Below are 25441 nucleotides of genomic sequence, written 5' to 3' on the forward strand. Positions count from 1 at the left end.
GGCAGCACAAACCGTAATATGGTGACGATAACCGACGAAGGGGGCCCATGAGCTGGCTGCAGACGATTCCGGCCGCGCTGCTGGCCATCGTCCTCGTCTTCGGACCCGGCCTGCTCTGGGGCGCAGTGCTTGGCCTGCGCCGGTTATCCCTGGTCGCACTGGCCGGCCCGTTCGGCGTCACCGCCATCGTGGTCGCCGCCGAGCTTGGCCGCCTGCTCGGGCTGGATTGGGCCTGGCCCCAACTGCTGGCCGTGACCGTGCTGGTGTCCGTCATACTCTGGCTGCTCCGCCGCAGCGTTGGACACCGCCTGCACCGCGATCCGGAAGCACCGGACCTTCCGGCGCCCTGGCGGTCGGTCGTGCCGGCCTGGGCCGTGTCGGCGGTGCCGCTGGCGGCAGCCATGATCTGGATCTTCGGCGCACCGGACAACATCGCGCAGTCGCACGACAACATCTTCCACCTCAACGCGCTGCGCTACATTTCCGACTCGGGCAACGCCTCCTCGCTGACGCTGGGCTACCTGGGCACCACGGACCGGGGCACCTTCTACCCCGCGGGCTGGCACGATGTGGTCTCCCTGGTGATGATCACCGCCGGGCTGCAGCCCGCGGCCGCCATCAACATCACCAACCTGGTGCTGATCACCGGCATCTGGAGCAGCGGCTGCCTGTTCCTGGTCAGCCGCATCACCGGTGAACGAACTATGCCGCTGCTGGTCGCCGCCGTACTCTCGCTCGCCTACAGCAGCTTCCCTTACCTGCTGCTGGAGTTCGGCGTCGTCTATCCCTTCATGCTCTCCATCGCCATGCTTCCGGCCGCCCTGGGGGTGGTGCTTCAACTGCTCCGGGTGGGCGTTCACACGCGAGTGTCAACGGAAGGCAACGTGCTGCTGCTGATCGGGCTGTTGCCTGGCATGGCGTTGTCCCATCCCGCCACCATCATGGGACTACTCGCGCTCTCGGTGCCGCCGGTCTTCGCGGCCGCCCACCCGGCACTGCGCTCCGGAGAACAACGACGGCGGCGGCGCGCCTTGGCGGGCACCGCCGCCTACCTGGTGGTGCTGGTCGGGCTCTGGATTTCGCTCCGGCCCGCCCGCAGCAGCAGCACCAACTGGGACAACCTGGGCAACGCCGCCGCGGCCCTGGGCGATGTGGTGCTGCATTCGCCGCTCGAGCGCCCCATCGCCATCCTGCCGACGGTCCTGACAATCGTGGGCGCCGCGGTCGTCTTCAATCTGCGCAAAAACCGCTTTGCGCTGGCAATGTACGCTGTTGCCGCCGCCCTCTACGTGATCGGCAACTGGCACCAGATGCCCGGCCTGCGCTGGTGGGTGACCGGCATCTGGTACAACGACTTCTTCCGTATCAGCGCCATGCTTCCGGTGGCCGGACTGCTGATCGCGGCCATCGGCGGCGTCGCGCTGGCCGGGACTGCGCGGTCCTTCTTCCGCGCCTCGCTGGCCCGCCGCGAGAAGAAGCAGCCGGCGTGGTTCCGGCCGGCCGCCACCGCTGTGCTGGTGGTCGTCATCCTGGCGGTGGTACCGCTGTTTGCTGTGCAGCGGGGCATTTCCGAAGCCGCCGCCAAGTACCGTTTTACGGACAGCTCCCACTTGCTCACCACAGACGAGCTGACGCTGATCAAGCGGATTCCTGACCGCGTTCCGGAAGACGCGGTGATCGCCGGCGACCCGCTGACCGGAGCCTCGCTGTCCTACGCCTACACGGGACGTCCCGCGCTGGTCCCGTCGGGGACCACTTCGCCGCGGGTGGATGGCAAGCTCATCATGGACAAGCTGGACGAGATGCGGACGGATCCGGCGGTCTGCGCGGCCGTCGAGGCGCAGAACGTGCAGTTCGTGCTGGACTTCGGAAACCGCTCGGTGCATCCCGGCGAGACAACCTCGGTGCCGGGCCTGCAGGAGCTGACCGAGGCCAACGGATTCGAGCTGGTGGACTCCGAGGGTGAGGCAAAGCTCTACCAGGTCACCGGCTGCCCCTGAGGGTTGCGGTTCCGGGTGGCGGTCAACCGGTACCCTTGATGGGTGATGGAATCCCCGCTACCGGTGCGCGACGGCGTCAACGCCACCCGCCTGCGCCTGCCCGGGGAGGGACCCTGGGACACGGCGCTGGACTACATGCTGCATCGGTGGGGCCATGTGGATCCGGACGGCATCAGGGACCGGTTCGACCGCGGCGAGATCGTCGGCGAAGGCGGAGCGGTGCTTGACCGGACCACGCCGCTCGATGCCCACACTTTCATCTGGTACTACCGGACCTTGCCCCGTGAGAAGCGGTTGCCAGTCGAGATCAGCATTCTCCACCAGGACGAGAACATCCTGGTGGTGGACAAGCCCCATTTCCTTCCCACCACCCCCGGCGGCACCTACATCCAGGAGTCAGCGCTGGTCCGGCTCCGCCGCCGGCTAGACCTTCCGGATCTGATTCCCATGCACCGGCTGGACCGGCTCACTGCCGGTGTCCTGCTGTTCTCCACCAACCCGGCGAGCCGGGGCCGATACCAGGTGCTGTTCGAAAAGCGCCAGGTGCACAAAGAGTACGAGGCCGTAGCCCCGGTGGATCCGCGGCTGCAGTTCCCGCATACGGTGCGGAACCGCATGGTTAAGTCCCGCACCTACCTGCTGGCCGAGGTCGTCGATGGAGAACCCAACGCGGAGACCCGGATACAGCTGCTGGAACAGCGCGGAAGGTTGGGCCGCTACAAACTGGAACCGCACACCGGGAAGACCCACCAGCTGCGCGTGCACCTGGCGTCGTTGGGTATCGGGATCCTGCACGACCCGTTCTACCCGGTGCTGCTGGACCAGGCTCCTGACGACTTCGAGCGTCCCCTGCAGTTGCTGGCCCGCGGCATCTCTTTCACCGACCCGATCAGCGGGCGCCCGGTGGAGTACCGCAGTCAACTGGAACTGTCCGAGTGGGCAGCGCCAAGCGCCGCCGGCGCGAGTTACGCCAGCGGCGCCTGAGCGTCCACGCGGGCCTAGTGGGCCACGGCCTAGGGCGCCATCAGGCGCAGCCTAGGCTGTTCCGCGCGCGCTGGTGTCCCGCCGACGGTCGAGCAGCAGGCCCAGGGCAATCATGACCACGCCCAGAACCAGATGGAGCCAGTTGGCGGCCGTGTTCACCGGCACGAAGTTGGCTGCGCTCTCCTGGTCGATGAACAGGCCGTACAGCCAGATGACCAGATAGATAGCGCCGCCCCAGATGAAGTAGTTCCGGGCAGTCGGAACACTTCGGGCCAAGACGATACCTGCGATGCCATACAACAGATGGACGAAGTTGTGCAGAATCGAGACCTGGAACACACCCAGCAGCATTGCTTCGGACTGATGGCCGGCGAATGCCATTTGGCCATAGTTCGAGGTGACGCCAGGGATGAATCCCAGGATTCCCACCAAAACAAGAATGGCACCAAAAACAAGCGCCGCCGTCTGGATCGGAGCCCTTGCGGTGCTTCGGGCCTGGATGTTGCCTTCTCGTGCCATGGCGATCTTCCCATCTGACGCCTCGGCAGGTGCGTGCCTCGGCGCCGTTCGATATGGACCCTGATCAAATCACTCTACAATAAGCTTGCTTACTAGTTAACCCCCGCGGCCAGGCTTCAGCCGAATTAGGACCGTCTTGGCTCCGGCGGGCGATTCGGCCACGTCCGGCAGCTCATTGCCGGCCAACGGTTCCGGCCCGGCCGGGCGCCTGAAAGGCCAAGCGGCCGCCGGTTGCATGCTTCGGCTCCTAGCCAGACCAGATGCCGCGGTCTACGCTGATGCCACCTCCGATGGAGGACCAGTTGAGGAGGACCCTTGGCAGAACAATCGCCCCGCGGCCGGGCCACCGGCCCGGTCACCGTGATCACCGGAGCCTCCAGCGGAATCGGCAGGGCCACGGCCCGAAGCCTGGCCAAGCGCGGAGCGTCCCTGGTGCTCGCTGCGCGCAGCGCTTCCAGCCTGGACGAAGTGGCAGCTGACTGCGCACGGGTGGGGGCACAGGCGATCGCGGTGCCCACCGACATCACTGATGAGGGCGGCCCCGAGAGGCTAATCCAGGCTGCGCTGGACCGGTTCGGGCGGATCGACGTGTGGATCGGAGCGGCCTCCGTTTATGGCTACGGGACGTTCGAACAAACGCCGGCCGACGTCTTCAGGAAGATGGTCGAGACGAATCTGCTGGGCCAGGCAGCCAGCATCCGGGCCGTGCTGCCGCAATTCCGCCGGCAGCGGCACGGAGTCCTGATCCTCGTCGGCTCGGTCTACTCCAAAATCAGCACCCCCTACGTGTCCGCGTACGTGGCCAGCAAGTCGGGGCTGCTGGGGCTGGCCAACGCGCTGCGGCAGGAGCTGTTGGGCGAGAAGGACATCCACGTGTGCACCGTGCTACCGGCGACCGTGGACACGCCCATCTTCCAGCATGCGGCCAACTACACCGGGCGCAGCGTCCACCCCCTCCCGCCGGTCGTCAGCCCCTACCGGGTGGCCCGGGTCATCACCCGGATGGCCTTCAAGCCCCGTCGCCAGGTGGTGGTCGGCCGGTTCCAGCATGTGTTCATTCCGTTCCAGCGCTGGTTCCCGGGCCTGCACGACCGCGTGTCGGGACCACTCATGGACACCTTGGCGCTTCGGGGCAAAGGCGTAGCACCGTCGGCAGGGACGGTTTTCGCCCCGGATCCGCCGTCGAACAGGGTTAGCGGGAAATGGCGTTCGGGAAGTGCCCGAGTGATGGCCGGAGGACTGGCCGGGCTGGCGGTGGCCGGTTACCGGAGCGCCCGGAAAGCGCCCAAGCAGCGAGCCAACCGACTTCGACCACGGCGTCGAAAAGATAGATCCTGCTGATGCGCCCGGGCACCGCGGTGAACACGTCGACGGCTGCAAAGGTGGCAGCCGAGCCCATGCCGATCCGCCGGGCAGCGGCGACGCCGCCGGCAGTCCGTGCGCCCCTGATCTGTGCGTGCCCCGCCGCCACCATCAGGCCGCCCACGGTCTTGACCAGCCAGGGCTCCGCTTTCGGCCCTGTGACTGCTTCGAAGCTGCGGTAGTGCAGCAGCGGCCACATCCCGAAGGCCGCATTAAAGGCGCCGTGGGCGATGGCCAGACCTGCCGGGCGCATAGGGGATACCTTTCGCCGTCGGGGTGATCCTGGGCAGTGGATCTGGGGCAATTGTGCCGCACGGGACACTGGAAAACCATGCCTGGGCGTCGCAACCCGCCTGCTTCCGGAGCATTGTTCCCAATCAGAGTCGGGACGCCCCAAGGCCGGTCAGTAAGGTTGCTTATTAAATCCCGCGTGCCTAGCGTGGAAGGCATCCGGCCCGCACGTGGGCCAACCCAGACCGATGAGTTGGCAGTATCGACGGCGGGCCCTTCTCGCGGAGGTCACCGCACATGTTCTTCCATAAACAAGAGCTCCAGTACAAGGCCGAACCAAACCAGCCGGACGCCGTCTACGCCAGGAAACTGCAGGAGGTCCTGGGCGGGCAGTACGGTGAAATCACGGTCGCCCTGCAGTACAGCTTCCAGGCCTGGAACATCCACATCCCGGGCAAGTACAAGGACCTGCTTTTCGGCATCGCCGCGGAGGAGTTCGGCCACGTGGAAATGCTGGCCAAGATGATCGCGCAGCTGCTGGAAAAATCCCCGCTGGGCATCACCGACGAAGCGGTCCAGTCGGATCCGACGATCGCCGCCGTCGTGGGCGGGACGGACGTCCAGCACGCCATCGTCGCGGGCGCGGGCGCCCGGCCGGTGGACAGCAACGGAAACCCCTGGTCCGGAAGCTACATCACCGCCAGCGGCAACTTGCTCGCGGATTTCACGTCCAATGCCAACGCCGAGATGCAGGGCCGGCTGCAGGTGGCCCGCCTCTACCACATGACCGACGACCACGGCGTTCGCGACCTGCTTTCCTTCCTCCTCGCCCGGGACACCATGCACCAGAACCAGTGGATCGCCGCGGCTCGCGAACTCCAGGAGGAGGGCTCCGAGACCCTGCCGGTGCCGAGCAACTTCCCGCTGTCGAAAGAGAACCGGGACGTGGCCTACCAGTACCAGAACTTCTCCGACGGCGCCGCAGCGGCGGAAGGCTCCTGGGCCAGCGGACCTTCCCCCGACGGCAAGGGCGAGTTCACCTACCACGACTCGGCCACCACCAGCGCCCCGATGCCCAAGCCGACCCACCCGGACACCCGCTTTTACGGGACCACCGAGGTTCCTAACCTGGTTGAAAAGACGGCCGGAGCAGTACAGGACAAGCTCCGCAAGGAATAGCAAGGCCACGGATCCCCGCGGCCGCTACGCCGCGGGGATCCTCACTCTGCGAAAGGAAAACATGTTCCAGCGCAACGTCGCCGAAAACATCCACCGCGTCGCCCATGCCGATGTGAACCTTTACATCGTCGAGGACGGCGATGGGATCATGCTGGTCGACGCCGGACTGCCGGCGATGTGGAAGATGACCGTGGCAGCCATCCGGGAGCTGGGCCGTTCGCCCCGCGACATCAGTTCCCTGGTGCTGACGCACGCCCATTTCGACCACGTGGGGTTCGCCGCCCGGCTGCAGCACGACCTCGACGTCCCGGTGTACTGCCATCCGGGCGACTACTACATCGCCGCCCACCCGTACCGGTACAAGCACGAGAAAAGCCGCCTGCTCTACCCGGTCAAATATCCCCGGTGCATCCCGATCCTGAGCCGCATGACCGCCGCCGGCGCGCTCATGGTCAAGGGGGTCAAGGACCTGCGGACGCTCGACGACGGTGCAGCCGCAACGCTGCCCGGCTCACCAACAATCGTGCCGACTCCCGGGCATACCGCCGGGCACTGTGCCTTGCACTTCCCGGAGCGCGGAGCCTTGATCACCGGCGACGCACTGGTCACGCTCGATCCTTATACCGGCACCCGCGGCCCGCACATAGTATCTGCCGCGGCCACCGCCGACACCCGGCAAGCGCTGCAGTCGCTCCAGGCCCTGGCACAGACGGATGCACGAATCGCCCTGCCCGGCCACGGGGAGCCGTTCGCGGGCGGCATTGCTTCCGCGGTGCAGCAGGCCATCGAACGCGGACCCTCCTGATGGCCGCAACCGGCCCTGCGCCTGCGGGAGGCGGACAGGAGTCCGTCGTCCACGCGGACGGCGACGACCTGTTTGGCCTGATCGCCGCCTTGACCGAGAGCCGCTGGCAGTCCTCCCAGGGGAAGTTCAGGCCGACAGTTGCCTACCGCGGCCACACCTCCGCCGCCCGGAAGCTTTCCACCGGGCTGGTCCGGCTGCGCGGGGAGTCCGAAACCGCCGTGGAACGGCATATCCTGCGCAACTTCCGCAAGTACGCCCACCGGGACACCTCGCCCGGGGACTCGGACTGGAATTGGCTCAGCGTGGCCCAGCATCATGGCCTGCCGACCCGCCTGCTGGACTGGTCGCATTCGCCCTATGTGGCGTTGCACTTCGCCACCCGGGACACCAGCAGATATGACGAGGACGGCGCCATCTGGTGCGTCGACTATGCGGCGGCCCACCGCACGCTGCCCGAGGAACTGCGCGCCGCCGTCGAGTCATTGGGCGGCGGCCTGTTCACCACCGACGTCCTCTCCCGGGCGGCCTTCACCCTGGATGAGTTCGACCGTTTCACGGACGCGGACGGGCGAAGCGTGCCCTTGTTCTTCGAACCGCCGTCGCTGGACGAGCGGATCGTGAACCAGGCGGCCATCTTTTCCACCATGTCGGATTCATCGGCGGGCCTGGACGAATGGCTGGAGCGCCACCCCGGCATCTACCGCAAGGTCATCATTCCGGCAACGCTCAAGTGGCGCATCCGGGACCACCTCGACCAGGCGAACGTCAATGAACGGGTGCTCTTCCCGGGCCTGGACGGTCTTTCGCTGTGGCTGCGCCGCTACTACGGCCTTCGCGATAAAGGCTAAGCGCCCAGTTCCGCGTGGACGCTGCGGAAGGTCTCGGCCAGCCCGGCAGAGAACAGGACAAATTCGACCACCCGGATCCCGCCGCCGTCGTACTTTAGAACCTCGCCGATGCCGCGCCGGGCGACCGTCTCCGCATCCCAGCCATAGACGCCGGCACCGATCGCCGGGAACGCCAGCGTTTCGGCCCGCAGTTCATCGGCCACGCGGAGGGATTCCCGGAAGCAGCTGGCCAGCGTCTCCGGATCGGTCTGGCCGGCGCGGCGGTTGGGCCCCACGGTATGGATCACCCACTTGGCGGGCAGGAAGTAGCCCTCGGTGGCCGCCGCGTGGCCCGGCGGCAGCCCGTCCGGCAGTTCGGTGGCGCGCAGCCGGCGGCAGGCTTCCAGCAGCTGCGGTCCCGCGGCTGCGTGGATGGCCCCGTCCACTCCCCCGCCGCCCAGCAGGCTGGAGTTTGCGGCGTTCACTATGGCGTCCACCTGGCGCTGGGTGATGTCCCCTTCAAGGATGCGTATTTCCATCTTTTCCAGTCTGCCACCGGGCCTGAATTCCCGATAGATTGGGCGAATGGAGATTCCCGAGGGGCCGCTGCAGTGGGTGTACTACCCCATGACGCTGCTGCTGGTTATTCTCGATGCCGCGATGCCGGCATCTCCGTCGGAAGTGATGGTGATCGGCGGCGGCACCCTGCTGGCCAACGGCGAGCTGATCCTGCCGCTGGTGGTGCTGGCCGCGGTGCTGGGCAGTTGGCTGGGCGACCTCCTGCTCTTCCTGCTCTTCCAGCGGGGCGTCAACGCCTGGCTTAACCGTTACAGCTGGGGCCGGATGATTGACCGGGGCGTGACGATGGCGCTGAGTAAAGCGGGCGAGTCCTCCACCTATGCCGCGGTGGTGGCAGCCCGTTTCATTCCGGGCGGCCGCACGGCGGCGGTGGCGGCCTCCGGACTGGCCGACGTACCGTTCAAGCCGTTCCTGCTCGCGTCGGCCGCCGGCTCGGTGCTGTGGGCCGCATGGATGATCGGGCTGGGCTATGTCGCGGGCAGCGTGTCCGCCTTCCCGTTCTGGGTCAACATCCTGATCGGGACAGGGGTGGGCGTCCTGGTGGCTTCGGTGACCGCGGCGGTCATCGGCCTCCGCCGGCGGACCTACCGGCCTGCCGGGGGCGCTGCCGGGGGCGCTGCCGACACCGTTGTCCCGCGCCCCGCCGCGTCCCCCGCCGCCGATCTGGGAGCAGAGTGAAACCTGCGCCTGTCCTGGAACCCTTGATGAATGCGGCACTGCCTCCGGCCCGGCAGCTCCGTTCCGTGCTGGCCACCGATCTGGCACGCCAGTGTGCGGTGACCGCCGCTTTGGTAATTTGCCTGCTGGCAGGCTTCAGCAGCGTGGGCCTGCTCGGCGGCACTCCGGCCCATGATGCGGCCGGCGGCTCGCTCTACCCCGACGTGACCCTGCTGTCGCTCGATGCCCGGGCAGCCGAGATCTGGTCGCTGATCTACCTGGGCCTCTTTGGCTACACGATCTTCCAGTGGTGGCCGGCAGTGCGCGAGTCCGCGCGGCAGCGCTCCACCGGGTGGCCGGTCGCGGCGGCGATGCTGCTGAACGCGGCCGGCGTCGTGGCCGGGCAGGCCGGACACACGGGGCTGACGCTGATTTTTACCCTGCTGGTGCTGGCATCCCTTGGCCTGGCGGTCTACGGACTGACGCGCCATCCCGCCCGTGAACCGGCGGAAGCCCTCCTGGTGGATGCTCCGATCGGCCTGTTCACCGGCTGGACACTGCTGGCAGCGGCGGTCAACGCCGCGGGCTGGCTGACCGGTCGCGGCGCCGATTTGTTCGGCTGGGGCGCCGAGGCCTGGGCCGTGCTGGCGGTGGCGGCGGTGTCCTTTGCGGCGGCTGTGGCGGCCATGACCGGCCGCGGTCGGATGGCGGTGGTATTGGCAGTCTGCTGGGGCCTGGGCTGGCTGCTCTACGACCGTTTCCTGGGCGATTCGCCGTCCGCGCCCGTGGCCATGGCGGCCGGCTCCGGCCTGTTCTTCGTGCTCGTGTGCGGCATGTCCCGCCGGTTCCAGGTGGGGCATGCCGAGCGCCTCGCGATCCGCCGGGGCCAACCGCTGGACTGACCCGGCGCGGCGGAGGTTTCCGTTAGCGGATCGGGCCCCACTTGCCGCGTGAGCGGCGCAGTACGGCCAGTCCGGTGGTGCTGGCGACTTCTTCAACCGCGTGGCGCATGTTGGCTCCCGCCTGCAAGGCCTGGCGGTTCTCCACGGCGTAAGCGTTGGCGTCCACCGTGAAGCGGACGGTGATCCGCGGGACGCCGGCCACCACATCCAGCTGGTTTGCTTCCACCACGTGGGCGGAACCAACGGCTGCCGTTGCGGCCTCCATCACCGTTTCCGGACGGTGACCCGGCCGCAGTCCGGTGATGTTCAACTGGGCGCGGAAGGACGGCATCCCTCAACTTTAGCTGCGTCCGGGCCTGCCGAACCGGCGGTCAGCGGCACGTCTTCCGTGTGGCGGACAGGCGTCACGGCGAACCCAGTTCGATCAAAAGCACGCCGGCGCCGATGCACACGATTCCGGCCGCCATCAGCTTGGTGAGCGGTTCGTCGAAGAGGAACTTGCCGGCCACCGCCGTCAGGGCAACGCCGCAGGCGGTCCAGATGCCGTAGGCAATTCCGATTCCCAGCCCGTGCCGGAGGGCGAAGGACAGGCAGGTAAAGGCGACGAGGTAGCCGGATACCACGGCCACCAGCCACGCTTTGTGCCCGTCGATGCTGGCCCGCAGCGAGAGGGTCGCGGCTACCTCTACAACGATCGCGATGGCGAGGAAGATCCAGGCCGTCACGTACGCGCCTGCTCTGCCCGGCGCACCGCGGCCCGGTGCCCTCCCCATTGCACGAGCACCACTCCGGCCACGGCGAGCGCCATGCCGGCAACCATCATGGTCGTCAGCGGTTCCTGGTACAGGACTGCCGCCAGGACAGCCGTGAGGGCGACGCCGAGCGCGCCCCAGATCCCGTAGGCGACCCCGACGGGCACTCCCGCGCGCAGGACGGCGGCGAGGAGCGCGAACGACGTTACGTAGCCGACGACCACCACCGCGTACATCGCCGGCGCTTCCAAGGCTGCCTTCAATGACAGGGACGCCACCACCTCACACACAATCGCGCCCGCGAGGAGCAACCAGTTCTTCATCCATCGACCTCCCCCACCAGCACAGCAGGTTCCTCGGGCCATTGCACGCTCGGAGCAAGGATCGGCGGGGGAAATGTGACGCACGCGGTCCGGGTCATGTGGCCAAAAGGCACGGGGAACGGGAATCCTGGAGCCGCCATCTTGACGTACTAATCCGGCAGAACATCAAATAAAGAGAAACCGCTGGAGGCGGGCTGCCGGGAGCAGCCTCTTCAGCAGCCGGTTTCAGCACCAGGGTTCCGCTGTGCGCAGTTCAAGAGGGTCAACTGTGAAAAAGCAATCGATCACCCCTGCATCCCCCGAACAAGAAAGCGCCTCGCCGGACCAGGCGCAGTCCAGCAGTGGCTGGAATGCCGATACCGCGGCCGGGCCGATGGCTTCCGGCGGCGCGGTAACGGTGGTGGAAGGTTCGTCCTTCTGTATCTCCTCGGCCGGCGGCGACATGTATCCCGGCCTGACACAAGGCGCCTTTTACCAGGACACCCGGATTTTGTCCGGCTGGTGCCTGACCGTCAACGCGCTTCCTCTCGAGCCCCTTCTTTCCCGCGTTTTGGAGCCGTACCGTGCGCTCTTCGTCGGGCGGGCCCGCCGCGCGGACGGGCTCGCCGACTCCCAACTGGTGGTGGAACGCGAACGGCTGGTAGGGGCCGGCCTGCGCGAGGACCTTGTGGTGACCAATCACTCGGCCCTGCCGGCGAAGTGCGTCCTGGAGCTGCGGGTGGAGGCCGATTTTGCCGACCTCTTTGACGTGAAAGGCGGGCGGGTGGCGCCTGCGGCGCAGCTGGTCAGGCAGGTCCACGGTGATGAGCTGCAGCTCGAAGCCGTTCGCCGCGGCCGACGGCGCGGCATCCTCGTGCACGGGCGCGGCGCAGCTGTGAACGAGGATGTGCTCCACTTCGAGGCAATCATCCCGGCGCGCGGGAAGTGGTCCACGAGCGTCGTCGTCACCCCGCTGGTGGAACAGGACCGGCCCGCGGAGCCGTTCGCCGCCACCGGCTCGGTCGCCGACCTTGAAGCGGCACGCCGCCACCGGGCCTGGGGGGAATCGACGCCGCAGCTGGACATTGCCAATACCGCCATCGAGGCGGTGCTCCGGCGAAGCCACGAGGATCTCGGTGCGCTGCGGATCTTCGACCCCGCCCATCCGGGACGCGCCGTGGTTGCCGCCGGAGCCCCATGGTTCATGGCGCTCTTCGGCCGGGACTCGCTGCTATCCGCCTACATGGCGCTGCCCGTCGACCCCTCACTGGCACGCGGGACGCTGCAGACGCTCGCCGCGCGGCAGGGTAGCAAAATCAATCCCGACACCGAGGAGGAGCCCGGACGGATTCTCCACGAGGTGCGCCTGGGCGTGGCGGCCGGAGTGGTTCTCGGCGACCACGCCGCGTACTACGGGACGGCGGACGCGACTCCCCTCTTCGTCATCCTGATGTCCGAGCTGAACCGCTGGGGGATGGAGCAGGACATCCTGCAGTCGCTGCTGCCGCACGCGGACCGGGCGCTGGACTGGATCCGGGACTTCGGGGACCGGGACGGTGACGGTTTTGTGGAATACGACCGTGCCGTTCCCCACGGCCTGCTCAACCAGGGATGGAAAGATTCCTGGGACGGCATCAACTTCGCCGACGGCAGGATGGCCGAGCCGCCGATCGCCCTGTGCGAGGTGCAGGGGTATGTGTACAGCGCCTACATTGGCCGCGGTCTGCTGGCCGCAGCGGCCGGTGATCAGGACCTGGCCGCCGAGTGGGGGCGCCGCGCGGAAAGGCTGAAAGAGGAGTTTAACGAGCGCTTTTGGCTCCCCGACCTGGGGTACTACGCCGTTGCACTGGACGGGAAGAAGCGGCCGGTGGACGCCTGCGCTTCCAACATGGGGCACTGTCTGTGGTCAGGGATCGTCGATGACGACAAGGCACCGCAGGTGGCCGCCCGGCTCATGTCCCCCGAGATGTTCACGGGCTGGGGGATCCGGACGCTGGCATCGGACATGGGCGCCTACAACCCGGTCAGCTACCACAACGGCTCCGTGTGGCCCCATGACAGCACCCTGGTCGCCAGCGGGCTGATGCGCTACGGGTTTGTCGAGGAGGCCCGCAAGGTGGCCGGCGGGCTCTTTGATGCGGCCGCCCGCTTCGGCGGACGGCTGCCCGAACTGTTCTGCGGTTTCGACCGGGATGAATACGACGTGCCGGTGCCCTACCCCACGTCCTGTTCTCCGCAGGCCTGGGCCGCCGCCTCGCCGGTCCACCTGATGCGCATGCTCCTGCGCCTGGACCCGTATCTGCCGGCGGACGAGCTGTGGCTCGCTCCTGAGATTCCGGAAGACTTCGGCTCGTTCCGGGCGGACAACCTGCTGCTCGGCAAATCCCGGGTGTCCCTGGCCGCCACAGGGCAAACCTTCACGGTGGAGGGTCTGGCTCCCGGTGTTAGGGTGCGTCACGGCGCGCGGTCGCCGCTGGCGGAGCTGCTGGTGCTCGGCGGCCGGGAGTCCGAAGGGTCGGAAAGCTCCGCAGGCGACAGATGAGCTGCCTTCGTCGCCGGCTCTGGCGGCCGCGCCGCCCGCGGCTGCTGACCGGCCGCCGCTGGGCAGGTCCGCAGGCGTCGCAGATGCTCCTCGCCAACCCGCGCTGCCCTGTCGTACGCTGGACCTCCTCCGGGAGAAAAGGCCAACGATGCGTATCGGGCTGATCGCGCCACCGTGGTTTCCCATTCCGCCATACGGCTACGGCGGTATCGAACAGGTCGTTGACATCCTCGCCCGCGGCTTCGTGGACGCGGGGCACGACGTGCTGCTGGCCGCCGCTGCCGACAGCAAATGCCCCGTTCCCCTGGTGCCCGGCACGGAGCCGTCTGATCCGGACGCCATCGGAACGAGCTGGTCGGAGCTAAACCACGTCATCCGGGCCTATGAGGGGCTTCACGGGGTGGATCTCATCCACGACCACACCCTGGTGGGTCCGTTCTACGGGGACCGGCGGGCCGGGGTCCCGGGGGTCATGACGATCCACACCGGGCTGACCGCGCAGCTCACCGGCATCTACCGCGCCGCCGCACGGCATGTCTCCCTCGTCGCGATCTCCCACCAGCAGGTCGCCGGTACCGGCCTCGACGTGGCCGCCGTCATTCACCACGGCATAGATACCGCCGCGGTGCCGGTGGGCGGGGGCCGGGGCGGCTACGCCTGTTTCCTGGGCCGGATGTGCCGGGACAAGGGCGTCGCCGAGGCCATCAGGATCTCCCGCTTGGCGGGGATGCCGCTGAAAATCGCCGCCAAAATGCGCGAGCCCGAGGAGCTGCGGTATTTCCATGACGTCATCGAACCCATGCTCGGGCCGGATGAGGAGTTCGTCGGCGAAGTCGCCGGCGGCGACAAATACCGGTTGCTGGGTGAGGCGGTGGCCCTCTTAAATCCCCTCCAGTGGGCCGAACCTTTCGGCCTCGTCATGATCGAGGCCCTGGCCGCCGGGACCCCCGTGGTCGCCACACCGCGGGGAGCCGCCCCGGAAATCGTCGAGCCGGGCGCCACCGGGCACCTGGCCGAGGACCATCGGGAGCTGGCGAAGCTGCTGCCCCAAGCGGCCTCGTTGGACCGCCGCGCCTGCCGCGCCGCCGCCGAGGATCGCTTCAGCGCGGCACGCATGACGGCGGACCACCTGGACCTCTACGCCCGACTGCTGGCCGGACAGTCCTAGCGGCGGTGGATGGACTTGTAGCTGACGTAGGCGTTGAGTCCCTCAATTCCGTACTCGGTGCCGAGGCCCGAGTCGTGCCTGCCGCCGAACGGGGCGGAGTGGTTGGAGGCGAAGAAATTGATGCCCACCGAGCCGGTGTCCATCCGGTCGGCCACGGCGAGCGCGGCATCCTGGTCCTGGCCGAACACGAGTCCGCCCAGGCCGAACCCGGTGTTGTTCGCGAGCGTCACAGCTTCGTCCACGTCCGTGTACTGCAACACGGCCAGGGCCGGTCCGAAGACCTCCTCGCGGGCAATGCGCATGTCCGGTGACACGTCGGCGAACACGGTGGGCTCCACAAAGTAACCGCCCTCGAGCCCGCCGCCGAGCCGCGCGGCCCGCCCGCCGGTGGTGGCCCGGGCTCCCTCGGCCCTGGCCGCCTCCAGATGCTCGAGCACCGTCCGGTACTGCGACTCGGTGGCGGACGGGCCGAAATCGGTGGCCGGGTCCAGCGGGTCGCCCTGGACGCCGGCGGCGATGGTCGCCGTCACCATGTCCACCACCTGGTCATAGCGCGAGGCCGGGGCGAGGATGCGGCTGGAGATGTAGCAGGTCTGGCCCGTGTTGCGCATGCTGGAGCGGATCAGCACCTTCGACATCTCGTCCAGGTCGGCGTCCTCGAGCACCACCGCGCTGGACTTGCCGCCGAGTTCCAGCGTGACGGGACGCAGCAGCTCGCCGCAGGCCGCGGCGATCCGGCGTCCCACCGGAGTGGAACCGGTGAAGGCGACCTTGTCCACGCCGGGATGCTTGACCAGGGTGTCGCCGAGCCTGCCGGATCCGGTGACCAGGTTGACCACGCCTGCCGGCACTCCGGCGGCGGCCACGGCGTCGACGATGAGGCGGAAGGACAGCGGCGTGGGCGAGGCCGGTTTCATCACCACGGTGCAGCCGGCCAGCAGCGCCGGCGCCAGCTTGATGACCATGAGGTTGATCGGGAAGTTCCACGGCGCGATCAGCCCGCACACCCCCACCGGATCCCGACGCACCACTGATTCGCCGCCGCCGAGCGGGAACGGGCGCACATCTTCATGTTCCAGATAGTCGGCCAAGGTGGCGAAGTACCGGAAGATTCCCGCAGCGTTGCCGGCGGCACGGGAGGACTCGGACACCGGCGAGCCGTTTTCGCGGGTGTTGGTCAGCGAGAGCTCCTCGGCCCGCTTCTCCACTTCGTCGGCAATCCGCAGCAGATACGCCGCACGTTCGGACGGCGCCAGCGTCGGCCACGGACCGGAGTCGAAGGCCCGCCGCGCCGCGGACACGGCAGCGTCCACGTCTTCGGGGGTGCCGTCCGGCACCGATCCCCAGACCTCGCCGGTGGCCGGGTCGGTCACCGGGTTGCGGCCGGTGCCGCGGGCGGGGACCCACGCGCCGTCGACGAAGACGTCGTCGACGTGCGTGTAGGGCAGGTGCAACGCCGCGCGCGCGGCGACGGCAGGCGGAGCGGACGACGTCGGTGCTCCCCCCGGTGTGGGGGATGTCGTGCCTGGGGTGGTGGTCATCGGATGACTCCTGTCTTCAGCAGCGCCCTGGAACGCTCCAGGTCGGCCGTTCCCATGGCAAGGGCGGCCTCGGTGATCAGTTCCGGAACGATCTCGGCGCCGAGCCGGTCGGTGTAGACGGCCGGCGTCATGCCGAACCAGGACGACGCCACCGCGATGCCGGCGTGGTCGAACCGCCACAGCCGGTCAGAGTCGCGGACCAGTGCGTCCTCCAGCGAGTACGGCACGTGGCGGGTGTCGTGGCCGTCGATGATGTCGCAGACGCGGTCGATGAACTCCTCCGGATACCCGAGGCCGGGCAGCACCCTGCGCGCCACCTTGCAGCCCTCGGCTTCGTGCTCGAACCGGATGGCCGCCTTGCGCCAGTCGCCGGTGAACCCCTCGGAGAGGATCCGTTCCTCGTCCACATGCGCCCAGCCGGTGTCGTGCAGCAGGACGGCTACCCGGACCAGTTCCGCGTCGGCTTGCGGGTAGGCCCGGCATAGCCGCTCGGCGAAGGCCAGCGAAATCGGCAGGTGAATGTCGTTGGCGCGGGTGCGTGTCTCCTGCACCACGGCCTGCCAGATCGGGTCCAGGTCGGCGGCGGCCGCCGGGGTGGTGGAAATGGGCGCGGTGTCGATGTCGCCCGTGGCCGGCAGCGGCCGCACCGGGTAGGCGGCCGCGAAGGCAGCGGCGCGCGGATCGTCGGCGGGGTTGGGTTGGCCGCCGGTCGCCCACGCTGGGGCTTTGCCTTTGGCCTCCGGGGTCTGCGTCTCGGGGGTGCTCATGGGGTGGGTCTCCTTGTCGTGCGGCCGCGCACGGCGGGCGGTCAGGCGTCCGTCGCGATGGTCTTGAGGACGACGGCGGGGTCAGCCGCGGCGTCCGCGGGAATGTTCTGGCTCTTGGCCAGCGCGTTTTTGACCGCCATGAAGTCCAGCGGGGAATTCACGCAGTCGGCGGCGATGATCCGGCCGCCGCGGTAGTAGAGGACGGAGAACTTGCCGCGCTCGTCGTCGCGGCGGACGACGGTCCGGTCGTAGCCCAGCGTCAGGCCGGCGATCTGCAGCTTCAGGTCCGCCTGGTTGGACCAGAACCACGGGATTCCGGCGTAGTCCTCCCGCCGGCCCATCAGGGAGTAGGCGGCGACCTTGGCGTGTTCGATCGCGTTGTTCACGCTTTCCAGCCGGATCCGCTCGCCCTCCGGTGAGCCGGGCAGCGGGTTCGGCATGTTGGCCACGTCGCCCACCGCCACCGTGGTCCCGTCGGAGGCCAGCGCATGCCGATCGACCACAATGCCGTTGTCCACCTCCAGGCCCAGCTGCTCGGCCAGCTCGGTGTTCGGCACGACGCCGATGCCGACCAGCACCAGCTGGGCGGCGACCACGGTGCCGTCTTCGAGTCCGACGCCGCCCACCCGGCCCCCGCCGTCCGCCGGCACCAGTTCCCGGATGCGGGAATTCAACCGGATGTCGAGGCCCCGTGCACGGTGCGCGGTCAGGAAGTAGTCGCTGGTTTCTTCGCCCACGGCCCGGCCGATCAGCCGCGGGCCGTACTCGAGCACGGTGACGTTCTTGCCCATCTTGTGGAGGCTGGAGGCGGCCTCCAGCCCGATGAAGCCGCCGCCGATCACCACCGCGTCCCGCACGTCCTCGAGCTGGGCCTTCAGCGCCAGCGCGTCGTCGGCGTTGCGCAGGTAGACCACCCCGTCCAGCTCGGCCCCGGGGACCTGGAGCTTGCGGGCGCGGGCGCCCACGGTCAGCGCCAGCCGGCGGAACGGGAACTGCGCCCCGGAGACCGCGTGGGCCACCCCGGAGCCGTCCGCTTCCTTCTCGATCCGCTCGATCCGCTCGCCCTTGACCAGGGCCACATTGTGGTCCTCCCAGTACTGGTTGGACCGGAAGATCAGCGACTCGCTCTCCACCGTGCCCTGCAGGAACTCCTTGGACAGGGCCGGGCGCTGGTAGGGCCGGTGGTTTTCCTCGCCCAGCAGCGTGATGTGCTCGGTGAAGCCGAGCGCCCGCAGCGAAACGGCCAGCTGGACTCCCGACTGGCTGGCACCGATGATCAGCAGCCCGGTTTGCACGGCGCCGTCCGCTGCCTCGGCAGGGACCGCCGTCGTCGTCGTGGTGGTGGTGGTTTCCATGATCAGATCTGCGTTTCGGGAGTGGTGACGTAAACGTCCTGGCCCTCGCAGAGCTTGAGCTGGCAGGACAGGCGCGAATTCTCCTGGCGGTCCACGGCCGTTCCGTAGAGCATTTCGTCTTCCATGTCTTCCATCGCCGGAAGCTGGTCCAGGGTGTCCTCGCGGACGAACACGTGGCACGTGGCGCAGGACAGCGAGCCGCCGCATTCGGCGACGATGCCCGGCACGCCGTTGCGCACCGCGGTTTCCATGACCGAGTCGCCGGGGTTGCCTTCGACGTCGCGGACGGCGCCTTCAGCGTCGGTGAAATGTACCGTAGGCATGGTTCTCCTTCGGGTTGCAGTGGTTCAGATGAACTGGCGGCCGCCGTCGACCACCATGGTTTGTCCGGTGATGTAGGAACTGTCCGGCCCGGCCAGGAACAGCGCCGCGCCCACGATGTCCTCGGGCTGGCTGGCGCGCTTGAGCGCGCCGCGGTCCACGCCGTAGTTCTCGGCGTTCTCCATCAGCCCGTAGCTGGCCTCCGTGAGCGTGAAGCCGGGGGCGATCGCGTTGACGGTGATGTTGCGCCGGCCCAGTTCCTTGGCCAGCACCCGGGTCATCGACACCACCCCGCCCTTCGAGGCGACGTAGTGCAGCCACTGCTCCGAGCCGGAGTAGATGGTGGCGGAGGAGAGGTTGATGACGCGGGCGCCGTCGGGCAGGTAGGGGCTGGCGGCGCGGGTCACCAGCCAGGGGCCCTTGAGGTTCACGTTCATCACCAGGTCCCATTCGGCCGGGTCGATCTCCTCGAACGGGGTGCGGGTCACCGTGGCGTAGATGGCGGCGTTGTTGAGGACGACGTCGATGCTCCCCTGCCCGAAGTCGGCGCACCGCCGGGCGAGGGCCTCGGTGGAGGCCACGTCGGTGACGTCGGCCTCGAAGGCCTCGGCCTCCGCGCCGGTTTCGCGGACCAGCGCGGCTGTCTTTTCGGCACCGGCCAGATTGGTGTCGGCCGCTGCCACCCGGTACCCGCGGGACGCGAAGCCCAGGGCGAAGGCGCGGCCCAGACCGCCGGCGGCTCCGGTGATCAGCACGGTCCTGGTGCCGGCCCCCTGGTCGGGGTTCAGGAAGCCGGGGCCGGCCGTGGCGTCGGGGGGAGGCTGTGTCATCGTCACGCTTTCATGTTGGGGGTGTGCCGGGCCGGGACCCTCTTGGGAAACGGGCTGCGCCCGGCCCGGCACTGAATTCGCCTGAGGCTGCTCAGATACCGAGTGCTCAGGTGTGGCTGTGGGCTCCAGGCCCGGCGACGGCCGGTTCGGCGGATTCTTCGGCATCCAGGATCTGCACGGTGCCCTTGGTGCCGTCCACCCGCAGCCGCTGGCCGGTCTTGATGGTGGTGGAGGCCGAACCGGTGCCGGTCACCGCCGGCAGCCCGTACTCGCGGCAGACGATCGCGGCGTGGCTCATCATGCCGCCGATGTCCGTGACGGTGGCCTTGATCTTGCCGAAGATCGGCCCCCAGCTCGGCGCGGTCACCGTGGCCACCAGGATCTCGTCCTGCTGGACCTCGGAAAGCTGGTCCGAATCGTGGACCACCCGTGCGTACCCTTCGACGACGCCCGGGGACGCGGCCATGCCGCGCAGTCCGCCGCCTTCCACCTCTTCGCCTTCGCCCAGCCACTGCTGGACCTGTTCGGTGGTGATGCCCCAGAGCATCCGGGTGAACGGTTCGGTGATCGAGGCCGGCGGGGTGTTCAGCGCCGGTGCCGGACGCGCGGTCTTTAGCGCGTCCACGATCTTGCGGCGGCGCTCGATTTCCTCCGGCCAGTAGGTTGGGCCGATCGGCTCGGCACCCACGCCCCAGCCGGTGACCAGGTCGAAGAGCGCGTCGCGGACTTCGTTCCGGTTCAGGTACAGCAGGTCGTCCGGTTCGGTCCAGAATCCCTCGGCGTGCATCATCCGCGAAAGCTCGCGGATCTTGCGCCAGAAGACGCCCATGGTCCAGTGCTCGATGTAGAAGTTGTGGTTTTCCACGTACGGGTAGGCGGTGGCGGCCAGCTGGCGCTTGGCATCGAAGACCGCCTGCGCGTCGCCTTCCAGCAGTTCGCGGTATTCCTCCACGATCCGTTCCTTCTCCGCCACCAGCTCCTCGACCGGCCGCATGATCTGCTGGCCTTCGTCCAGCCGGCGGATGTAGTCGGCGATGTAGCCCAACGGGATTTCCTGGTATTCGTTCCAGTACTTGTCGTGCCCGTAGAAGCCGTTGCCCACGGTGAAGTTGAACCACGGGTCCTTGGCTTCCTCGTAGCGGGCGATCCAGCGGTCGCCGCCCGCGGAGGCGCGGACCGCGGCCAAGGTGGCATCGACGTCGTCCGTGTTGCCGAAGGCGGACTGCAGGCCCAGCTCCACGGCCAGCACGGCGAGGTGCTTGAGCTCGTCGTCCGGGCGGAAGAGCTCCATGTCCACGCCCTGGACCATGGTGGCGATCGACTGGTCCGGGATGTTCGGAAAGACTTCCTTGCAGAAGTTGAAGAAGTCCAGGTAGGCGATGTAGCCCAGGTTCAGGAATTCGAAGTGGTACTGCCAGTTCTGGTAGGCCAGCTGGATCAGCCGGTCGTAGTTCTCCAGCAGCACCTCGGAGCCGTCCATCGCCTTGCCCGTGGTGATGTCGTCCATCGGGACCATGTCCGGCAGCTTCTTGAAGGAGAGGGTCTCCATCTCGTCGATGGTGCCGCGGACCTTCGCGTGCCACTGCTGGAGCAGTTCCTCCCAGTTCTGGAAGTAGTGGCCCACCCGCTGCTCGAAATGCGGGACGCGCGCGGCGATCTGGTCCTCCGGAACCGGGATCGGGGACATGTACAGGTACCCCAAATGCACGCGGAACTCGATGCCGTTGGCGTTGGGAATCATCAGGTGGCGGGCGTTGTACTGGCCCAGGCACTTGACCGCGAACTCACCGCCGATCGTCTCGAACGGCTTGTAGACGGTCGGCCAGTGCTGGCTGTCGCAGAACCAGAACTTGGCGTCTTCCTGTTCCTTGAGCTTGTCCTGGAACACCAGATAGTACGGGTAGATCTTCTCCCAGCCCTCGGCGCCGGCTGGCACCGGCAGTTCGGAGGGCTTCGGGAAGGACTTCATAGACATGGCGGTCCTTTCGGTGGCGGCTCTGCGTTGAGCCTGCGGTGGGCGGTTCGGTGGAACGGTGGATCCTTGCGGTGGAGCTGTTGGAACCTTGCTACCTTGCGGTGGAACGGTGGAACAGTTCAGGGCAGGAACGGTCAGGCGGAGGGCTTCAGCAGCGAGGCAGTGATGCTGCCCAGGCTGAAGCTTCCGGTGGCGGGGCTTGAGGTCCCGGCTCCGGTGTTCCCGGATCCGACGGGTGCCGCCGTCGTCATGGGAGCGGCGCCGAGGGCCGCGGCGTATCCGCCGCTTCCCGGTACCGCGGACGAAGATGCCGTCGGCTTCTTGGACGAGTGCACGGTTTCCGGCCGGGACTGCAGCAGCAGCAGGTTTTCGCCGTCGGGCAGGTCCCTGTCCAACGCCCACTCGATGTCCTGCGGGCACTTGTAGTGTTTCTCGGCCCGCTTGGCCATCCGCGCCACCGCGAGCAGTTCGTCGTCGTTCAGGCTGCGCCGGGCCCGCCGCTCGGCGTCGACCTCCCGCTCCACCAGGGTGCGCGCGGCGGCATCGGGCACCAGCTCGGCGTGCTTGTCGCCCAGGTGTTCGGCGACCGGGGCCAGGGTGACCTTGTCCAGCACGATGTTGTCCGGCGTGACCTGCCCCGACACCACCATCTCGCCGACGCCGTAGGACGCGTCGATAGTGATCTTGGAGCGGTCGCCGTTGGCCGGGTCCAGGGTCATGGCGACGCCGGAGACCCTGGCGTTGACCATCTTCTGCACCACGACGGCCATCGACAGGCCCTCGTCCGGGATGTTGTTCTTCAGCCGGTAGATGATGGCGCGCGACGTGTAGAGCGACCCCCAGCAGCTGCGGATGTGTTCGCCGACGGCGGCGAAGCCTTCCAGCCAGAGGTAGGTGTCCTGCTGGCCCGCGAAGGAGGCATCGGGCAGGTCCTCGGCGGTGGCGGATGAACGCACCGCCACCGGAACCGGCGCGTCGAAGCGGGACATCAAGGCGTCGTAGGCCTCGACGGTCTGGGCGCGCATGTCGGCCGGAACCGGGCGGGAGCAGATGTCTTCGCGGATTGAGGCGGACACTGCGTCCACTTGGGCGATGTCTTCCGGGTCAAGGCCGGCCAGCAGTTGGTTGATGTGCTCGGTGATCCCGGCTTCCTGCATGAAGCGGTCAAACTGGGCGGTGGTGACGACGAATCCCGGGGGCACCGGCATGCCCGCGGAGGTCATGGTGACCAGCGAGGCGCCCTTGCCGCCGAGGTTCTCGAGCCTGGGCTCGATGCCGCCGTCGAAGAACTGGATGAATTCGTTGCTGCGCATGGGTTCAGGCCTCCCAGCTGACGGGGACGGTTTCGGGGACACGGAAGGAGATGTTCTCGCGGAACTCGATGTCCTCGGGGTTCTCCAGTTTCAGGTTCGGTGCCAGCCGCGCCACCTCTTCCAGCGCGATCTTGGCCTGCAGTTTGGCCAGCATGTTGCCCAGGCAGTAGTGGATGCCGAAGCCGAAGGACAAGTGTTCGCGGGCGTTGCCGCGCGAGATGTCGAACTCCTCGCCGTCTTCGAAGCGGGCGGCATCGCGGTTGGCGGAGCCCATCAGCAGCAGCAGTTCGCCGCCCTCCGGGATTTTGACCCCGCCGACTTCGGTGTCCTTGAGCGCCTTCCGGCGCCATCCGACGATCGAGCCGGAGAAGCGCAGCACCTCGTCGATGGCCGCCGGGATTTTCCGGGGTTCCTCCACCAGTTGCTGCCATTGGTCCGGACGTGCCAGCAGCACGCGCAGGGAGTTGGCGATCAGGGTGGTGGTGGTTTCGTGTCCGGCGAACAGCAGGGAGTAGAGGATCGAGGCGATCTCGTGGTCGCTAATCTCCGCCCCGTCCTGCTGGGCCTTGACCAGGTCGCCGGTCAGGTTGTCGCCGCCTTCCTCGTGGGCGACGCGGACCAGGCGCAGGCATTCCTGCCAGTACTCCACCAGGTTGTGGGCGTGCGGGATCTGCTCCTCGTCGCTGAGGTCGCCCCAGGTCATCGCCGCGCGGGAATCGGACCAGCGCTTGAACGTGTCCACCTGAGACACATCGGCGCCGATCAGCGTCAGGATCGTGACGGTCGGGACCGTGTAGGCCAAGTCCTTCACCAGTTCGCCGCGGCGGTCCGGGCGGGCCAGCATGGCTTCCAACTGGTCCACGACATTCTGCCGAATGAACGGCTCCAGCGCCTTGTAGCGGCGGGGGGTGAAAGCCTTCTGGGCGACTGCCCGGATCCGGGTGTGCTCCGGCGGGCGGCGGGCCGAAAGCCCCGAGTAGGCGGTGAAGCCGCCCTCTTCCATGATCTTGGTGGCCTGCGGGCCGCGCTTGCGCACCGGTGCCTGGGCGTTCTCGCTGGAGAAGGTCTCCCAGTCTTCGAAAACAGCCTTGATGTCGTCATAGCGGGAAACCACGTAGTAGCCGACGCGCTCGTCAAACATGACGGGCTGTTCGTTCCGCAGCTCGGTGTACGCCGGGAACGGGTCCTTCATTTGGAACGGCTCATAGCCATGGTGTCCTGCGGGGGCCTCGGCACCGTGGCCGAACGGACAAGCTGCCGTTTCGGTCGAAGATGACATCTGGAACTCCTTGGGGTTTGCTCCCGCCGGTGGCCGGTGTCGGTCGACGGGTTGATTAGACTCCAGTGTTGCCCACGTCACTCTCCGAAGCCTAAAGGGTTCTTCCACTGAGTGGAAATGAATAGTGCTTAGCATCTCTTGGCTTGCGCGGGGCGCTTAGGCACTTGAGCGTACGGCGTGGTTGCCCGGGCAAGACGCCACCAGGCATACGCCGCTGCGCCTGTGTGTGAGCGCCCGCCAATTAACCCGGGCGGCGGGCTGTGGCGCGCAGGCTTTTGCGCGCAATGTGGCTGCCCAGCAAGACCCCACCGGCCGCCGTAGCGCGTGGTGCGGCTGGCCGGCAATATGCCCGGGCGGCGGGCTGTGGGCCGGGCACTCAGGCCTTGCGCGCGATGTGGCTGCCCAGCAAGGACTCGAGCGGGATATGCGCGGTGGCGCGCTCGATCTGCGTCGAGACGCCGCGCAGTGCCGGCAGGTGCCGCGTCATCGTCGCGGCCTGCGACGTCAGCAACACCAGCCCCAGCCCGGCTCCGACCCGACCGGTGTGGAAGACCGGCACGGCGATGGAGCAAGAGCCGAGCCGGACTTCCTCCAGCGTGGTGGCGTAGCCCTGCTCGCGGATCTGGCCCAGTTCCTCCGCCAGGCGCCCGGGAACAATGTGGGTGTGGGCGGTGGGACGCTCCAGCTGCCGGTTCAAGTAGGCGGTGCGCACCCACTCCTCCTCGTACGCAAGAATGACCTTCCCGACGGCGGTGGCGTGCATCGGCAGCCGGCCGCCGACCCGCGAGGCACGGGGCACGCGCTTGGTGCCGTAGATGCGCTCGATGTACAGCACCTCATGGCCTTCCCGGACCGCCAGTTGTGACGTCTCGCCGGTGAGCGAGAACAGGTCCTGCACGAACGGGCGCGCGGCATCACGCAGTTGCCGGCCGGCATTCTGCGCCAGCTCCCAGAGGCGGATACCCAGTTGGTAGCGGCCGTTGGCGCCGCGGGAGAGGAAGCCCCATTCCGTCAACTCCGAGACCAGCCGGTGCGTGGTGCTCAAGGGCAGGCCGGAACCCTCGGAAATCTGGGTCAGGCTCAGCGCGCTGCGGGATTGTTCGAAAGCTTCAAGGATGGCCAGCACACGGGACGTGACCGTGCGTCCCGGATCTCGGCTACCGCCGGCCATAGCTGCCTCCCACATTCCGCCGGCGGTCTCGTGAAGCCGGGCGTCGTCGTCCGGGCAAAGCCGGGCACCGCCGTCGTCCC

The 25441-nt window shown here is 67.8% G+C and carries 24 protein-coding genes; 10 read left to right on the forward strand and 14 right to left on the reverse strand.

Annotated features, from left to right (window positions below; all coding sequences use genetic code 11):
• Positions 1 to 47 precede the first annotated feature (47 nt).
• The gene (locus AC5RV3_RS10095) at positions 48 to 2000 is read left to right on the forward strand and encodes a DUF6541 family protein (RefSeq protein ID WP_494122008.1); all 1953 of its coding nucleotides are present in this window, start codon (positions 48 to 50) and stop codon (positions 1998 to 2000) included.
• Positions 2001 to 2045: 45 nt separating this feature from the next.
• Positions 2046 to 2984 (forward strand): pseudouridine synthase, encoded by a 939-nt coding sequence (locus tag AC5RV3_RS10100; RefSeq protein ID WP_494122340.1) that lies wholly within the window; start codon positions 2046 to 2048, stop codon positions 2982 to 2984.
• A 51-nt stretch (positions 2985 to 3035) separates the two neighbouring features.
• Here the strand turns inward: AC5RV3_RS10100 and AC5RV3_RS10105 are convergent, their stop codons facing one another.
• Positions 3036 to 3503: a DUF4383 domain-containing protein gene (locus AC5RV3_RS10105; RefSeq protein WP_493976964.1), complete on the reverse strand. Its 468-nt coding sequence runs from the start codon at positions 3501 to 3503 to the stop codon at positions 3036 to 3038.
• Positions 3504 to 3818: 315 nt separating this feature from the next.
• Here AC5RV3_RS10105 and AC5RV3_RS10110 point away from each other — a divergent pair, with 315 nt between their 5' ends.
• The 4 genes from AC5RV3_RS10110 (at position 3819) to AC5RV3_RS10125 (ending at position 7928) form a co-directional block, all read left to right on the forward strand.
• Positions 3819 to 4844, forward strand: coding sequence for an SDR family NAD(P)-dependent oxidoreductase (locus AC5RV3_RS10110; RefSeq protein WP_494122009.1), 1026 nt, complete (start codon positions 3819 to 3821; stop codon positions 4842 to 4844).
• Positions 4845 to 5393: 549 nt separating this feature from the next.
• Complete coding sequence (locus AC5RV3_RS10115; RefSeq protein WP_493988788.1) at positions 5394 to 6275, forward strand: manganese catalase; 882 nt, start codon at positions 5394 to 5396, stop codon at positions 6273 to 6275.
• Between the two features lie 61 nt (positions 6276 to 6336).
• The gene (locus AC5RV3_RS10120) at positions 6337 to 7080 is read left to right on the forward strand and encodes an MBL fold metallo-hydrolase (protein WP_494122010.1); all 744 of its coding nucleotides are present in this window, start codon (positions 6337 to 6339) and stop codon (positions 7078 to 7080) included.
• Positions 7080 to 7928 carry an FRG domain-containing protein gene (locus AC5RV3_RS10125; RefSeq protein ID WP_494122011.1) on the forward strand — a complete coding sequence of 283 codons (849 nt, stop codon included), beginning with the start codon at positions 7080 to 7082 and terminating at the stop codon, positions 7926 to 7928. The genes AC5RV3_RS10120 and AC5RV3_RS10125 overlap by 1 nt, the downstream gene beginning before the upstream one ends.
• Here the strand turns inward: AC5RV3_RS10125 and AC5RV3_RS10130 are convergent.
• Entirely contained in the window at positions 7925 to 8446 is a 522-nt protein-coding gene (locus AC5RV3_RS10130; protein WP_494111853.1) for an O-acetyl-ADP-ribose deacetylase, read from the reverse strand. The genes AC5RV3_RS10125 and AC5RV3_RS10130 overlap by 4 nt on opposite strands.
• Positions 8447 to 8492: 46 nt before the next feature.
• Here AC5RV3_RS10130 and AC5RV3_RS10135 point away from each other — a divergent pair, with 46 nt between their 5' ends.
• Both AC5RV3_RS10135 and AC5RV3_RS10140 read left to right on the forward strand, forming a co-directional pair.
• Positions 8493 to 9164: a DedA family protein gene (locus AC5RV3_RS10135; RefSeq protein ID WP_494122012.1), complete on the forward strand. Its 672-nt coding sequence runs from the start codon at positions 8493 to 8495 to the stop codon at positions 9162 to 9164.
• A gap of 26 nt (positions 9165 to 9190) precedes the next feature.
• A complete protein-coding gene (locus tag AC5RV3_RS10140; protein WP_494122013.1) occupies positions 9191 to 10045 on the forward strand; it encodes a TspO-related membrane protein in 855 nt (284 codons plus the stop codon).
• 22 nt (positions 10046 to 10067) lie between these two features.
• Here AC5RV3_RS10140 and AC5RV3_RS10145 read toward each other — a convergent pair whose 3' ends face one another.
• The 3 genes from AC5RV3_RS10145 to AC5RV3_RS10155 all read right to left on the reverse strand — a co-directional run bounded on the left by AC5RV3_RS10145 (position 10068) and on the right by AC5RV3_RS10155 (position 11120).
• Complete coding sequence (locus AC5RV3_RS10145; RefSeq protein ID WP_494122014.1) at positions 10068 to 10376, reverse strand: hypothetical protein; 309 nt, start codon at positions 10374 to 10376, stop codon at positions 10068 to 10070.
• A 73-nt stretch (positions 10377 to 10449) separates the two neighbouring features.
• Positions 10450 to 10770: a DMT family transporter gene (locus AC5RV3_RS10150; protein WP_494111849.1), complete on the reverse strand. Its 321-nt coding sequence runs from the start codon at positions 10768 to 10770 to the stop codon at positions 10450 to 10452.
• Positions 10767 to 11120 (reverse strand): DMT family transporter, encoded by a 354-nt coding sequence (locus tag AC5RV3_RS10155; RefSeq protein ID WP_493988780.1) that lies wholly within the window; start codon positions 11118 to 11120, stop codon positions 10767 to 10769. The genes AC5RV3_RS10150 and AC5RV3_RS10155 overlap by 4 nt, the downstream gene beginning before the upstream one ends.
• A 373-nt stretch (positions 11121 to 11493) precedes the next feature.
• Here AC5RV3_RS10155 and AC5RV3_RS10160 point away from each other — a divergent pair, with 373 nt between their 5' ends.
• Positions 11494 to 13641, forward strand: coding sequence for an amylo-alpha-1,6-glucosidase (locus AC5RV3_RS10160; RefSeq protein WP_494122341.1), 2148 nt, complete (start codon positions 11494 to 11496; stop codon positions 13639 to 13641).
• Positions 13642 to 13789: 148 nt separating this feature from the next.
• Positions 13790 to 14809 (forward strand): glycosyltransferase family 4 protein, encoded by a 1020-nt coding sequence (locus AC5RV3_RS10165; RefSeq protein WP_494122015.1) that lies wholly within the window; start codon positions 13790 to 13792, stop codon positions 14807 to 14809.
• Here AC5RV3_RS10165 and AC5RV3_RS10170 read toward each other — a convergent pair.
• The 9 genes from AC5RV3_RS10170 to AC5RV3_RS10210 all read right to left on the reverse strand — a co-directional run bounded on the left by AC5RV3_RS10170 (position 14806) and on the right by AC5RV3_RS10210 (position 25361).
• Complete coding sequence (locus AC5RV3_RS10170) at positions 14806 to 16350, reverse strand: aldehyde dehydrogenase family protein (RefSeq protein ID WP_494122016.1); 1545 nt, start codon at positions 16348 to 16350, stop codon at positions 14806 to 14808. The two genes, AC5RV3_RS10165 and AC5RV3_RS10170, sit on opposite strands and share 4 nt — an antisense overlap.
• Entirely contained in the window at positions 16347 to 17117 is a 771-nt protein-coding gene (locus AC5RV3_RS10175) for an HD domain-containing protein (RefSeq protein WP_494122017.1), read from the reverse strand. The genes AC5RV3_RS10170 and AC5RV3_RS10175 overlap by 4 nt, the downstream gene beginning before the upstream one ends.
• 41 nt (positions 17118 to 17158) lie before the next feature.
• Positions 17159 to 18472, reverse strand: coding sequence for an NAD(P)/FAD-dependent oxidoreductase (locus AC5RV3_RS10180; RefSeq protein ID WP_494122018.1), 1314 nt, complete (start codon positions 18470 to 18472; stop codon positions 17159 to 17161).
• Positions 18473 to 18474: 2 nt separating this feature from the next.
• On the reverse strand, positions 18475 to 18795 hold the full coding sequence (locus tag AC5RV3_RS10185) for a 2Fe-2S iron-sulfur cluster-binding protein (RefSeq protein WP_494122019.1): 321 nt from the start codon (positions 18793 to 18795) through the stop codon (positions 18475 to 18477).
• 24 nt (positions 18796 to 18819) lie between these two features.
• Positions 18820 to 19623 carry an SDR family NAD(P)-dependent oxidoreductase gene (locus tag AC5RV3_RS10190; protein ID WP_493988917.1) on the reverse strand — a complete coding sequence of 268 codons (804 nt, stop codon included), beginning with the start codon at positions 19621 to 19623 and terminating at the stop codon, positions 18820 to 18822.
• Positions 19624 to 19729: 106 nt separating this feature from the next.
• Complete coding sequence (locus AC5RV3_RS10195) at positions 19730 to 21598, reverse strand: PEP-utilizing enzyme (RefSeq protein ID WP_494122020.1); 1869 nt, start codon at positions 21596 to 21598, stop codon at positions 19730 to 19732.
• A gap of 134 nt (positions 21599 to 21732) precedes the next feature.
• A complete protein-coding gene (locus AC5RV3_RS10200) occupies positions 21733 to 22911 on the reverse strand; it encodes a PEP/pyruvate-binding domain-containing protein (RefSeq protein WP_494122021.1) in 1179 nt (392 codons plus the stop codon).
• A gap of 4 nt (positions 22912 to 22915) precedes the next feature.
• Positions 22916 to 24190 (reverse strand): cytochrome P450, encoded by a 1275-nt coding sequence (locus AC5RV3_RS10205; RefSeq protein ID WP_494122022.1) that lies wholly within the window; start codon positions 24188 to 24190, stop codon positions 22916 to 22918.
• A gap of 376 nt (positions 24191 to 24566) precedes the next feature.
• Complete coding sequence (locus AC5RV3_RS10210) at positions 24567 to 25361, reverse strand: IclR family transcriptional regulator (RefSeq protein ID WP_494111840.1); 795 nt, start codon at positions 25359 to 25361, stop codon at positions 24567 to 24569.
• Positions 25362 to 25441 lie beyond the last annotated feature (80 nt).

It is taken from the genome of Arthrobacter sp. Y3221114 (assembly GCF_059092625.1).